General features: G+C 57.2%; 10 protein-coding genes, 1 tRNA gene and 1 pseudogene. 5 read left to right on the top strand and 7 right to left on the bottom strand.

The features are described from left to right. The first annotated feature begins 101 nt into the window (after window positions 1–101). A tRNA-Leu gene (locus FIU83_RS15065) sits at window positions 102–188 on the top strand. A gap of 186 nt (window positions 189–374) precedes the next feature. On the opposite strand, the gene FIU83_RS15060 is transcribed toward FIU83_RS15065, so the two are convergent. The 4 genes from FIU83_RS15060 to FIU83_RS15045 all read right to left on the bottom strand — a co-directional run bounded on the left by FIU83_RS15060 (window position 375) and on the right by FIU83_RS15045 (window position 4,801). After that, window positions 375–1,358: an IS481 family transposase gene (locus FIU83_RS15060; protein WP_152484801.1), complete on the bottom strand. Its 984-nt coding sequence runs from the start codon at window positions 1,356–1,358 to the stop codon at window positions 375–377. A gap of 129 nt (window positions 1,359–1,487) precedes the next feature. Further along, complete coding sequence (locus tag FIU83_RS15055) at window positions 1,488–2,402, bottom strand: N-carbamoyl-D-amino-acid hydrolase (protein WP_152484800.1); 915 nt, start codon at window positions 2,400–2,402, stop codon at window positions 1,488–1,490. A 16-nt stretch (window positions 2,403–2,418) separates the two neighbouring features. Continuing rightward, complete coding sequence (locus FIU83_RS15050) at window positions 2,419–3,648, bottom strand: Zn-dependent hydrolase (protein WP_152484799.1); 1,230 nt, start codon at window positions 3,646–3,648, stop codon at window positions 2,419–2,421. Next, a complete protein-coding gene (locus tag FIU83_RS15045; RefSeq protein ID WP_253939496.1) occupies window positions 3,641–4,801 on the bottom strand; it encodes a diaminopropionate ammonia-lyase in 1,161 nt (386 codons plus the stop codon). Before FIU83_RS15045 ends, FIU83_RS15050 begins: the two co-directional genes overlap by 8 nt. Window positions 4,802–4,932: 131 nt before the next feature. Here FIU83_RS15045 and FIU83_RS15040 point away from each other — a divergent pair, with 131 nt between their 5' ends. The 4 genes from FIU83_RS15040 to FIU83_RS15025 all read left to right on the top strand — a co-directional run bounded on the left by FIU83_RS15040 (window position 4,933) and on the right by FIU83_RS15025 (window position 8,916). Further along, window positions 4,933–5,910, top strand: coding sequence for a MurR/RpiR family transcriptional regulator (locus FIU83_RS15040; RefSeq protein ID WP_172976101.1), 978 nt, complete (start codon window positions 4,933–4,935; stop codon window positions 5,908–5,910). A gap of 113 nt (window positions 5,911–6,023) precedes the next feature. Beyond that, window positions 6,024–6,536: a TRAP transporter small permease gene (locus FIU83_RS15035; protein ID WP_152484796.1), complete on the top strand. Its 513-nt coding sequence runs from the start codon at window positions 6,024–6,026 to the stop codon at window positions 6,534–6,536. A gap of 12 nt (window positions 6,537–6,548) precedes the next feature. After that, window positions 6,549–7,835: a TRAP transporter large permease gene (locus FIU83_RS15030; RefSeq protein WP_152484795.1), complete on the top strand. Its 1,287-nt coding sequence runs from the start codon at window positions 6,549–6,551 to the stop codon at window positions 7,833–7,835. A 34-nt stretch (window positions 7,836–7,869) separates the two neighbouring features. Beyond that, window positions 7,870–8,916: a DctP family TRAP transporter solute-binding subunit gene (locus tag FIU83_RS15025; RefSeq protein WP_216645039.1), complete on the top strand. Its 1,047-nt coding sequence runs from the start codon at window positions 7,870–7,872 to the stop codon at window positions 8,914–8,916. Between the two features lie 124 nt (window positions 8,917–9,040). On the opposite strand, the pseudogene FIU83_RS17665 reads toward FIU83_RS15025, so the two are convergent. From FIU83_RS17665 to FIU83_RS15010, 3 genes and pseudogenes are all read right to left on the bottom strand, one after another. Beyond that, window positions 9,041–9,145, bottom strand: a pseudogene (locus tag FIU83_RS17665) (IS481 family transposase); the annotation flags it as partial. 50 nt (window positions 9,146–9,195) lie between these two features. Continuing rightward, window positions 9,196–10,274, bottom strand: a protein-coding gene (locus FIU83_RS15015) for an IS3 family transposase (protein WP_152484794.1) whose coding sequence is annotated in 2 segments (ribosomal slippage) — window positions 9,196–10,019 and window positions 10,019–10,274 — 1,080 coding nt in all. Because the reading frame shifts where the segments join, the coding sequence is not laid out codon by codon here. Window positions 10,275–10,850: 576 nt separating this feature from the next. Next, a complete protein-coding gene (locus FIU83_RS15010; RefSeq protein ID WP_152484793.1) occupies window positions 10,851–12,119 on the bottom strand; it encodes an HD-GYP domain-containing protein in 1,269 nt (422 codons plus the stop codon). Between the last annotated feature and the right edge of the window lie 124 nt (window positions 12,120–12,243).

Genomic DNA, 12,243 nt, shown 5'->3' with positions numbered 1-12,243 from the left:
GCGGTGAGCCGCACAAAGCCCGATAGGATACCGTCTCGACGCGGCGAAGTCAGCCGGCCGATTGACCTCCCCCGGCGCCCACGTATAATGCCATGCGCGTTGCCGGCGTGGCGGAATTGGTAGACGCAGCGGATTCAAAATCCGCCGGGGGAAACCTCTTGTCGGTTCGAGTCCGACCGCCGGTACCAGCCTCTCTGTGAACCTAGAAACCATGCGGGTTCAAGGGGTTAGGGGCCTAGATCAGATCCTAGGGTGTGACACTTCGGTGATCCACTTTCGAGATCTGATATGCCCTACGGAACCTACCTGGCGCGCAGTCGTCACCGCACCAACTGGTATTCCGGAATCGTCATTCCCCATGACCTCCGCGATACCTACGACCTGTATGGTCCCGGGAAGTAGTGGACAGGGTCTTTATGAAATCTTTCGGGCTCATCCTGCCAGCGTTCAAGAATGAAACCAACGGGCGTTTTGCCCTTCAGCGCTCTTAATGGACGAGCGCTGTTATAGGCCCACAGGTAGTCTTTCAGGTGAGCGCTTAGCTCCTCCAAGGTCGCGTAATGAAAGCTTCGAATCGTCGCTTCCTTGATCGTGCGGTTCATCCGCTCGACCTGCCCGTTGGTCCAAGGATGGAACGGCCGTGTCAGACGGTGCTCAATGTCATGTCGATGGCATATCACATCGAACCGGTGTGGCTTGTAGGCTTCTGTCCCGAGGCGCTTGGCGAATTGTGCGCCGTTATCCGTCAGTACGGTATGAATCCGGTACGGCAGCTGCTGGAGGGTGTCTTCGAGAAACTCAGCCGCCTGCTCCCGTTGTGCCTTACGATACAGCTGGGCATGAACGAACTTCGAGGTTCGATCAACGGCCACGAATAGGTATGCCTTGCCTTCTCCGGTGCGGACCTCACAGATATCTATGTGTAGGTAACCGATCGGGTAACGATTGAAGGACGATGTGTTCGGCTTTCCATCCAGTTGACGCGGCAGTTGGCTGATGTCGTGGCGTTTATACAGCCGATGCAAGCTTGAACGCGTCAGATGAGGGATGAAACGCTGCAACGCGAAAAGGCAGTCATCCAAGGGAAGCCAGGTGGTGCGCCGGAAAGTCACAGCGGCGGCTTCCTCAAGGTCTGACAGCGACGTGGAGCTCGGCTGTTTAGGCCCCATGCGCTCATCTTGAACGGACGTGCGACGACGCCATTTGCGGACTGTTTTGGGGTTGAGATTGTAACGCCGACTCAACTCCGCGACCGAAGCGGACGATCGCTGTATGTCTTCTCGGATGGCGTGCGTGGTCTTGGCGCGTTGATGAAGTACTTGAGCCGTGGATCCTCCTCGGACAATGGTTCGTACCATGGACCATTAAACTCCGGGGCTAAACAGCTAGCCTTTAAACAGTGGTCAATAAGCTGGTATGCTGGTTTATTCTTCTTGTTATACCGTCTTAGCCCGGCACTAAGCCGGGCTGCCTTTCACAAGTTTTGATCATGCTTTAGTTATCAGATCGTAGACCTCGGGTCGCCGGTGAAGTGAGAAGTTGAAGATGTTTTCACGAATTTCACGAGTCCGGTCTAGGTCGCACTCATAGGTGATCAATTCATCTTCCATGGTGCTGGCCATGGCCATGATTTCACCGGTTGGGCCGATGATGCAGCTCTGACCCAACAGGTCACAGCCTTCCTCCTTGCCTGCCTTGGCCACCCCGACCACCCACATGCCATTCTGGTAGGCACCTGCCTGCATGCAGAGGTGGTTGTGGAAGCCTTGCAGGTGGTCATGCTCTGGCACAGGCGGGTAGTGGATCGGCGTGTTATAGCCGAGCATCATCAGCTCGACCCCCTGCAGGGCCAACATCCGATAAGTCTCGGGCCAGCGCCGGTCGTTGCACAGCGCCATGCCCATGGTTCCCCCGAAGGCTTGCCAGGCACCGAAACCTTGATTACCCGGCTCGAAATACCGCTTTTCGAGATGCTGAAAAGGCCGCCAGGGCTCATGCTCGGCATGTCCGGGAAGATGTACCTTGCGGTACTTACCAACGATGCGGCCCGATCCATCGACTAGGATGGAGGTGTTGAAGTGGCGTGTCTTGCCATCTTCTTGCGCCAGTTCCCCATAGCCTAAATAAAAGCCGATATCTAATTCTCGGGCAGCATCGAACAATGGCTGCGTCTCAGGGCCGGGGAGTTCTCGTTCGAAGAAGGCGTCAACCTCGGCCTGATCTTCGAAGTACCAGCGCGGGAAGAATGTGGTCAGCGCCAGTTCCGGGAACACCACCAGCTGGACCCCGCGGGCCTTGGCCTGGTGCATCAGGTCAACCATCCTAGCCACGGCCTGGGAACGGGACTCTGTCCTCTCGATGGGGCCGAGCTGAGCGGCCCCTACCATCAGTTTTCGACTCATGCGTATATCCTTGGGCTCACTCGCTGAGATCCAGCATCACCTGAAGCAGGACATTGACGCCTGCCTCCAGATCAGCGGGTTCGGTATGCTCGTTGATGTTGTGACTGATCCCGTCGGCGCTGGGCACGAAGATCATGCTGGTCGGACAGATCCGGGCGAGCATCTGAGCATCATGGCCAGCGCCGCTGGGCATGCGCATGACGGAATGCCCTAGCGCCTTGGCAGCGGATTCCACCCGGTCGACCATAGCGAGATCGAATGGAACGGGGTCGAAGCGAGCCAAGGTGCGTCGCTCGAACTCGATGCCCTCTCGGTCAGCCAGCTGGTTTACAAAGTCAGCCAGCTCCTGCTCGGCCTGCTTCAATCGTTCGTTGTCGGTATTGCGTAGATCGACCGTGAAGCGAGAATGGTTAGCCACGACATTGACTAGATTCGGCGCGATATCCAAATAGCCGACCGTACCGACTTGATCCCCCCCGATCCGGTTTACCAAGTCGCGTACGAAGGTAGCCGTGGCCATCGCTGCATAGCCTGCGTCATGCCGCAGGCGCATGGGAGTGGTGCCGGCATGATTCGATGTGCCGGTGAAGGTTAGTTCTGTCCAGGAGATACCCTGAACTTTCTCCACGGCACCAATCGTGATGCCGGACTCTTCAAGCACCGGTCCCTGTTCGATATGCAGCTCAACGAAGGCGTGCACCTCGGGATTTCCCACCGACATGCTTCCCCGTGCCTCAATGGCATCCAGGCAATCACCGACCTTTTCGCCGTCGATCCCTTTGGTCGCTAGTGCTTCTTCCAGGGGCATGCCGCCTACATAGACCAAGCTACCCATCATGTCCGGAGCGAAACGTGCCCCTTCCTCGTTGGTGAAGAACGCGACACATAGGGGGCGGCGCGTCGTGATGCCCGCGTCATTGAGGGTCTCGACAACCTCCAGCCCTCCCAAGACCCCCAAGTTCCCATCATAGAGACCACCAGTGCGGACGGTATCGATATGAGAGCCCGTCATCACAGGGGGGCCCTTCTCCTGACCGGGGCGCAGGCCGAAGACATTGCCCATGGCATCGGTGGTGACCTGCAGGCCGAGCTCACGCATCCAGCCGATGACTCGCTCTCGGCCCTGGCGATCTTCCTCACTCAAGGCCAGGCGGCAGACGCCACCACCTTGCAGTGCACCGATTTCCCCCAGTGACTGAAGTCGCTCAAGTAGCCGCTTGCCATTGATACGAAGAGTGTCACGCATGCTCTAGAGCCTCATTTTCCACCTCGGCCGATCCGCGGCCGACGAGTTCACGATATACCGCTTCGTCCGTTGCCCCTTCACTGCCGATGACAAGCACACGACTCGCTTCGTCCAGGCCGAGAGCGGCACTCAGCTCCGGCTGCTGGCGCGCGATCAGTAGACCGACGAGACCTGCTACGGCACTCTCCCCGGCCACTAACGGTGCGTCGCCGGCTGCGCCATTAGCCAACAGCCGCATCGCCTCCACCGCGGAATCGTCGGAGACCGTCATGAAGTCGTCTACGCCTTCGTCGAGCACTTCCCAGGCCAACAACGAGACCTCGCCACAGGCCAATCCGGCCATCAGCGTATCCAGTTCGCCCTCGACTGCCGTTGGACTGCCGGCACGCACGCTGGCATAGAGGCAGGCGGCGCGGTCAGGCTCGACCACGACCACACGCGGACGGTCCGGGCCATAGGCTTCCCAGAGTTGGGACAGGGCAGCGGCCGCCAGCCCACCTACACCGCCTTGAACGAAGCAGTGGGTCGGTGGTTCCGGGAGTTGCTGTACCGCTTCGTCGATCATGATGGTGTAGCCCTGCATTACGTCGCGAGGCACCTTCATATAGCCCGGGTAGGAGGTATCCGAGACTACGAACCAGCCATTGGCCTCGGCATCCCGTGCAGCCTGCCGAACCGAGTCGTCGTAATTGCCATCGACTCGACGCACCTCGGCCCCGAAGCGAGTAATCGCATCCTCACGCCCCTGGGAAACGGTGGCGTGCAGGTAGATCACGCAGCGGGCGCCGAACTGCTGGGCGCCCCATGCGACCGACCGGCCATGGTTGCCGTCGGTGGCGCAACACACCGTCAGGCCTGACACGATGTCTTTGTAACGCCCCGCCATCAGGTCCGAGGAGGACACCTCCTCAGGCAGGTGGGACTTGAGCAGTTGCAGGACTGCGTAGGCGCCCCCCAGTGCCTTGAAACTGTTCAAAGAAAAACGATGAGCCTCATCCTTGTAGGTGATGGAGGCCACCTTGGCCTCTTTAGCGAGCCCTTTCAGGGAAACCAGAGGAGTCGGCGCGTACCCCGGCCAGGTACGGATTTCATCTCGGGCCTTGTGCATAGCGTCCAGGTTGAGTACGGCCCGCTGGCGGTCGCCGATCGGCACTCCTCTGCTCGCTCTAGGATTGGAAAAATGTGCGACAGAGTCATGATTTATATGAGTTTTCATGGCAGTCCTTGAGTATGGCGGAGAGCAGTATCGGCCACGCCGTCTCCCCAGCAGCTGGGAGTGGCCCGATGGGGTTCAATCTGGAATCATATTTTCATTATGTCAATGCATGGAAAAGTATTTTCATTTCTTTCGGATCATGGCAGGGTGACCTTATGAGCAAACACGACGACACACTGGAAGCACGCATCCGGGCCCACTACGAGGCCCTTCCCAAGGCGGAGAAACGCCTGGGCGACATGCTGCTTAGCTTCCCTGGAGAGATTGCTACCTACAGTGCGGGGGAGCTGGCGGAGGCTGCCGGGACGTCACGTGCAGCCGCCTCGCGCTTCTTCCAGCGACTCGGGTACAAAGATTTCAATGAAGCGAGACAGCAGGCTCGCGAGGCGAAGCGTTGGGGCTCGCCAGTCTACCTCTCCTCGGCGGCCCCGCAGGAACGCCCCTCCATGCCGAGCCAGCCGATTGCCGACCATCTGGCGCAGGAAACCCAGAACCTAATGCAAACCCTAGAGGCGATACGCAGCGATCAGCTCAGGGAGGTCATCGAGGCTATTGCCGGCGCAAGGCAGGTCCATGTGGCCGGGTTCCGCAACAGTTACATGCTGGCCAGCTACCTGCATCGCCAGCTGCAGATTTTACGCCCGGGTGTCGGCCTGATACCCAACACAGGGCAGACACTCGCCGAGGACTTGGTCGACATCGGTGATGACGATGTCGTGGTGGTGGTGGGGCTTCGGCGGCGGGTGGCCATGGTGTCTCAGGTGCTCGATATGTCCCGCATTCAAGGGGCCAGCACGCTGTTGCTGACCGACCCCTATGCCGATCACGGACTGGAGGCGACGTGGACCTTCACCTGTCAGGTCAACTCCCAGTCCCTGTTCGACAGCTACTCGGCCACCATGAGCATCCTGAATTTGATTTGCACGCAGCTCTTCCAGAAGAACATTGCCTACAGCCAGGAAAGGCTGAAGCGCATCGAAACGTTTCATGACAACCTGGATGAGCTGAATGCGTATGCCTGGCTGACGAAGGACGTGCCTGGATAAACAAAGAACAACCCAACATGACAAAACAACAATAGTTAATGACAGATTGCCTGAGAAGATAGCTCGACAAGCGCATCGAAAACTACAACAGTCTAGCCTTGGAGTAACAGGATATGGCGATATCACCGGATGCCATTTACAGAACAAGCAAGACGCTGGACACCTGGATTGAAAGAGTTTGCGTCTTGATTCTCACCGCCCTGGTTCTTGTGGTATGGCTAGGCATTCTTTCCAGGTATGCCCTGCCTTGGAATTTCACGTTTACCGAAGAGCTGGCACGATACCTGATGATATGGGTAGCGCTGCTCTCGGTGTCGATCGGCATATGCAGGCGGCAACACGTAGGCATGCTGGTCCTGTTCGATCGCTTCCCCAGTCGAATGAAAAAATGCCTCGCCGTCAGTTTTGATATCATCGCCATGATTTTCTTTGGTGTTATCTTTTTCTACAGTCTCAACTACGTATCCCGTGGCTTTGATCAAGTCACCATGATCTTCGGTATGCCTCGCGGCATCCCCTACATGATCATTCCCATTGCCTCGGGCCTGGCATGCATACAGTTATTGCTGTCCGCCATCGGCGACCTGTTCAAGACCGAACCGACGCTCGCCGTCGAACGCACCTGAGGAGACTCCACGATGGTTATTGTCGCAAGCGCTTTCTTCGGCCTCCTCCTCTTGGGCATGCCAGTGGGTATCGTTCTTGGGGTCGCAGGCATGGTCGGTATTCTTGATATGGGAGGCGGCCATTTCCTGGCCATGGTGCCCGATCGTTTCTTCTCGGGACTTAACCTTTTTCCTTTCCTCGCCATGCCGTTTTTTATCCTGGCCGGTGAAATCATGAACCGGTCTGGCTTGACCATGAATCTCGTGAACTTTGCCCAGGCACTGGTCGGTTGGCTTCGGGGCGGCATGGCCCATTCCAATATGTTGGCGTCCGTGATGTTCGCAGGCCTAACCGGTTCGGCCACGGCCGATGCCGCTGCCTTTGGCAACACCCTGGTGCCCGCCATGAAAAAGGCTGGTTACAGCGGCCCCTACGCCTGTGCCGTCACGGCGGCCGGGTCCATCATCGGCCCGATCATCCCGCCTTCCACCCTGGCGATCATCTATGGCTCCCTAATGGGTGTCTCCATTGCCGGTCTGTTTGCTGCCGGTATCATCCCTGGACTGCTGCTTTGCCTGGTATGCATGTGCCTAATCGCGGCCACGGCGCGCCGGCTCAACCTGCCCAAGGATGACCGCGGCCCGAGCCTGGCGCGCATCCTGAGGGAGTTCCGCTACAGCATCCTCGCTCTGATCCTGCCGGTGTTCATACTCGGCGCCATCCTGACGGGCATTACCACGCCCACCGAGGCCGCGGCCCTGGCCGTCTTCTACGCACTTTTCGTGGGCTGTGTGGTGTATCGCAACATCAGCTGGAAGGATCTGTATGACATGCTGGCGCGCACGGCCCTGATCACCGGCGTCATCTTCCTGATCATTGCCTCGGCGTCGATTCTCGGCTGGTGGATGACCTTCAACCAGATTCCCCAGCTGATCGCCGATGGCTTCCTGTCCATCTCCGAAGACCCCGCGGTCATCGTGGGCATGATACTGGCCTTGCTGCTGTTCATCGGCCTCTTCATGGACATCAATGCCGCGCTCATCATCTTGGCCCCGGTGCTGGCACCGCTGTCGCTCGCTATCGGCCTCGAACCGGTGCATGCCGGCATGATCATCATCCTCTCACTGACCATCTCGCTGATGACGCCGCCTGTCGGCGCCTGCCTGTTCGTCCTGGCCTCGGTAACCGGAGAACGCATCGAGGCCATTACGCGATCGCTGTGGCCATTCATTCTGGCGCAGCTACTAGTGTTGGTCGTCACCGCCTACTGGCCGTCGATCTCACTGTTCATCCCACGACTGCTCGGGCTAGCTGGCTAGCTAGCTCGGACGCTTGGCCTATCAAGGAGTACACATGGCTAATAACAAACTCAAGACTCTTGCCGCGGCTACCCTCACCATGACAATGGTCGGCAGCCTATCTGCTCAAGCAGCCACTACCCTGCGTATCGCTCACCTGAATCCGCCCGATCCCACCGGCAGTCATTCCGCTGCCATGGTGGCTGTCTTCAAGCAGCTTGTGGAAACGGCCACCGATGGCGAGATCAAGGTCGAGGGTTACCCGTCGGGTCAGTTGGGGGATGACGCCAACGCCATCAACCAAGTCGGTCAGGGGATCGTCGAGTCGTCGATTTCCTCTGCAGGTGGCGTGGCCGAACACTATCCGCGAATCGGTATCTTTGACATTCCATTCGCTTTCCCCAACATTGGGGTGGCCACCGATGTTATCGACCTGTCCAGTGACTTTGGCCAGCAACTGGCAACCGACCTCGAGGAAGAAACCTCAGGTCTTAAGGTCATCGGACTGATGGACAGTGGTGGCTTCTTCCAGTTTACCAACTCACAGCGTCCCATCGAGTCAATTGAGGACATGGACGGCCTGCGTATCCGCACCATGACCCTCGCGACCCACGAGGCCATGACGAATGCCTTGGGCGCTCGGGCGACACCGCTCGCGTGGTCTGAGGTCTATACGGCGCTACAGACTGGTGTCGCCGACGGCCAGATGAATCCCATCCAGCAGACTTCCTTCGCCAACTTCGAAGAAGTTCAGGACTACCTCACCATCAGCAATCACTTGATCACCCCCTATGTGTGGCTGATCAATGATGATTTCTACGCCAGCCTCTCGGATGAACATCAAAAAGTCATTGACTGGGCCTCGGAGATTGCCGTCGATGCCGGGCGTTCCATGTCGCGGATTATTGAAGCTTCCGACAATGGCCTTCCGAAGCTAGAGAATGGCATGGAGATCAACACACTTAGTCAAGAGGCCCGTGACGAGTTCATTGAAACCAGCCAGCCTGCTGTTCGTGAAGTTATTGAAGAGCAGTATGGAGAAGAAGGCATTGCTCTTCTCGAAAGCATGATGAGCGAGATTGAGTCTCACTCTAGTAATTAATCCAAACTATCGTGGAAGGGGGCAAGATATTTAACTGACACTCAATAGTTGGACGGTTCATTCGTCCGGCGCAAGGCCTGACTCCTGTACTGTAAAGGGGGCAGGCCTTTTAGTTATGGATTGAAGGCTTGTGCCGGTCCATCTCATCATCTTCGGTATCTTGTCGGGCCAGCTCGGCGAGCGTTGGCACCTCACTCCGCTTGATCATGCGGTGCAGGCCGGAATGTGATTGACCTTCCCCCTAATCTAGGTCCACCCACAATGTGAGAAACCGCCCCTTCATGCACACCGCTGGACATAGGCGACGGGCGGCATATAGCCCAGCGAGCTGTGCGGTCTGACATGGTTGTAGTGGGCTCTCCATTGGTCGATTTCATGTCGGACATCGGTCAGGCTCAGAAACCAGTGCTGATTGAGACAGCCATCCCGGAATTTGCCGTTGAAGCTCTCGATGAAGACATTCTGTGTCGGCTTGCCCGGTTGGATGAAGGCCAGCGTGACCTTCCGCTCACGCACCCAAAAGAACATCGCCTTGCTGGTCAGCTCGGGGCCGTTATCGCAGACAATCGAGGCAGGCAGCGAGCGCTGTTGCGCGACCTCGTCCAGGAACCTGGCCAAGCGACGCCCGGAAATGGACGTGTCCACCAGCTGACCAACACACTCTCTGCTGAAGTCGTCCACGATGTTCAGCACGCGGAATCGGTGCCCCGAGGCCAGCTGATCTGAGACGAAGTCCATCGACCAGCGCTGGTTGGTCCTGTCTGGACACGGCATCGGCGCTCTTGGCCGCACCAGTCGCTTGCGCCGCCGGGTGCGGACCTGAAGCCCAGCCTCACGGTACAGCCGGTAAGTTCGCTTGCGATTCACCACCAGGCCCTCCTGACGCAACAGTGCGTGCAGCAACAGGTAGCCGTAGCGGGGGTAGCAGGTCGCCAAGGCGTTCAGTCGCGCCCGAAGCGGCTCATCGTCACGCGGCATCGCCTGGTAGCGGGCCACCGATCGTGGCAGGCCCAGCAATCGACAGGCATGTCGCTGGCTGAGCCAGCCGCCTGTCACCAGATGCGTTACCGCCCGCCGCTTCGCTTCGGGCGTCACCACTTTCCCGAGACGATCTCCTTGAGAGCAGCATTGTCGAGAGCGCTTTCCGCCAGCAGCCTCTTCAGGCGGGCGTTCTCTGCCTCCAGCTCCCGCAGACGCTTGGCCTCTGATACCTCCATACCGCCGTACTTGGCCTTCCAGCGATAGATGGTCTGCTCGGTGACGCCATTCTGCCGAGCCAGCTCGGCCACCGAGACGCCGCGCTCATGGGCCTTGAGGATGGTGATGACCTGCTCTTCGGTGTGTCGATTACGCTTCATCGCGAGATCTCCGGCTATCAGGGTAAACGTAGCGGAAATCTCACATTGGGTGGGCCGGTTTCTGGGGGAAAGGTCATGATGGCCGTGGGCTCAGGAACTCGGACCACGGTCAGCACTTCTCCTGCTCGTGAGAGAGCGTGGTCAGCAGGTTATGGCGGTTGTTTGCGTGGCCTACGATGACGATAGTCCACAGTTAGGTGTGACACTTTAGGAAAATCTGTTTTTTCGGCATTGTCAGTAAGTGGTTGTTTGGATTCAAAATCCGCCGGGGGCAACCTCTTGTCGGTTCGAGTCCGACCGCCGGTACCAGCCAAGCAGGTTCCATGGCTGCCTTCCCCATGCTGCCTCATTGCAGGTTTCGCACCCAGCGCCTTGCATCAAGGGCATCGACTCGCCCTGCCTGCTTCTTCCGGTGCCTCGTATTGTCCTTCGCGGCCATCTGACACCTCTTCGGATAGAGTCCGGCTGATCCTTCGACTCCCACCGTCGTGCTCGAAATGTCGAGTGCCTGCTTGACGTCAGGGGCCAAGAGTCCAATTTGGACGCCCCTCGTCATCTGACCTTGTGACAAGCTTTCTAGGTCTGGCACTCGTCGGCTTTCAGAAAGTTGAATATCTCTTCGATGTCGTCTGGATTTTGGGGCTCCGAAAGAGCCCGGTTTATCTTTCTGTTCCCATGGTGTTTTTGTTGACTTAAGTCCAGCAGTGTTCCGTTGCAGAGATGTTGTTTTCCGCTGCTCGGCAGAATGAATACTTTGGGAAGGAGCTTTCTTTTGGGGTTCTGCTCGACGACGATGGCAGTTTCTCCGGTGTCAAGCTGAACGGCTGAGCCGGGAGGGTATATGCCAATGCATTCGATGAATTTGACGGCCAGGAACTTGTCGAAGAGCTCTCCGGATTCTTCGTATATGATTCTTAATGCTTCAGTGGGTGGTTGGGCTGGGCTGTAGACCCTCTCGCTTGTGATGGCATCGTAGGTGTCAACGATGGCGATGAGCTTGGCCTCATCCGAGATGTCGTCACCTTTCTTTCCGTAGGGATACCCTGCTCCGTTTATTCGTTCGTGATGATCCCTGCTTGTTCTTAGCACCGTTTCCGGCAATGTCTTGTCTCTGCTCAGTATTTTATAACCTTCCAGGACATGATTCTTTATGATGTCGAATTCTGCGTCGCTGAGCCTTTCAGGCTTATCGAGAATCTCTGCGGGGATGCTCATTTTTCCCACGTCATGGAGCATCCCTGCCAGCCCCACCTCTTCGATGTTTTTCATCTCCCAACCGAGATGCTTGGCAAATAGCATCGCTAGAATCCCGACGTTCAAGCAGTGCTCGGCGGTGTATTCGTTCTTGTTCTTTATTCTGGTGAGCCAGTAGAGCGCATTCTGGTTTCTGATAATGGATTGTGCGAATGACTTTACGACCTCCTTGGCTCTGGGGAGGTTGTTGTGCCAGTTCTGGCTGTCGCTCATCAGGTTCTTGATCATTCCTTTTGCGTCGGCATGCTCTTTTCCTATCTCTTGTATTTCCTTCCTTATGGGAATGGGGTTGCTTGATGGCTCGTAAGGCAGGCCTTTGTTGGTCTTGGTGTCGACACGTTTTTTTGTATAGGGGAGCGAGGCGCTTGAATGAACGATGTTCGTAGAAGACTCGTCAACGGAAATGTAGACCGTGCTGGCGTACTTTTTTATCTTCTTTATATCGTTCTGGTTTCTGATCAAGAGCCCCTCCAGCGTGAAAGGGGTCTCGAGCCAGGGTCTGTCGAGTTGTGCAACGTACATGCCAATACGCAACGCGGAGGTCGGGATCTGGATCAGGTTTCTATATATAGGGATGTGCTCATTCAGCATGGATGCGTCTTCCTGGTGTAGGGTCCGCGCCAGAAGCCTGAATTATCGGTCGGCTCGTTCTTCTGTATTAGGCCTTTCGGAGAGGCTATGCAAGCATCAAATACCTGCCTGCCGTAAACGGTTG

Source organism: Halomonas sp. THAF5a (assembly GCF_009363755.1).
Lineage (GTDB): Bacteria > Pseudomonadota > Gammaproteobacteria > Pseudomonadales > Halomonadaceae > Halomonas.
This window is presented reverse-complemented; position numbering and strand designations above follow the sequence as displayed.

Coding starts and splice junctions, on each gene's coding strand:
- FIU83_RS15060 (WP_152484801.1), bottom strand. CDS start 1,358: ATGGTACGAACCATTGTCCGAGGAGGATCCACGGCTCAAGTACTTCAT.
- FIU83_RS15055 (WP_152484800.1), bottom strand. CDS start 2,402: ATGAGTCGAAAACTGATGGTAGGGGCCGCTCAGCTCGGCCCCATCGAG.
- FIU83_RS15050 (WP_152484799.1), bottom strand. CDS start 3,648: ATGCGTGACACTCTTCGTATCAATGGCAAGCGGCTACTTGAGCGACTT.
- FIU83_RS15040 (WP_172976101.1), top strand. CDS start 4,933: ATGGGGTTCAATCTGGAATCATATTTTCATTATGTCAATGCATGGAAA.
- FIU83_RS15035 (WP_152484796.1), top strand. CDS start 6,024: ATGGCGATATCACCGGATGCCATTTACAGAACAAGCAAGACGCTGGAC.
- FIU83_RS15030 (WP_152484795.1), top strand. CDS start 6,549: ATGGTTATTGTCGCAAGCGCTTTCTTCGGCCTCCTCCTCTTGGGCATG.
- FIU83_RS15025 (WP_216645039.1), top strand. CDS start 7,870: ATGGCTAATAACAAACTCAAGACTCTTGCCGCGGCTACCCTCACCATG.
- FIU83_RS15010 (WP_152484793.1), bottom strand. CDS start 12,119: ATGCTGAATGAGCACATCCCTATATATAGAAACCTGATCCAGATCCCG.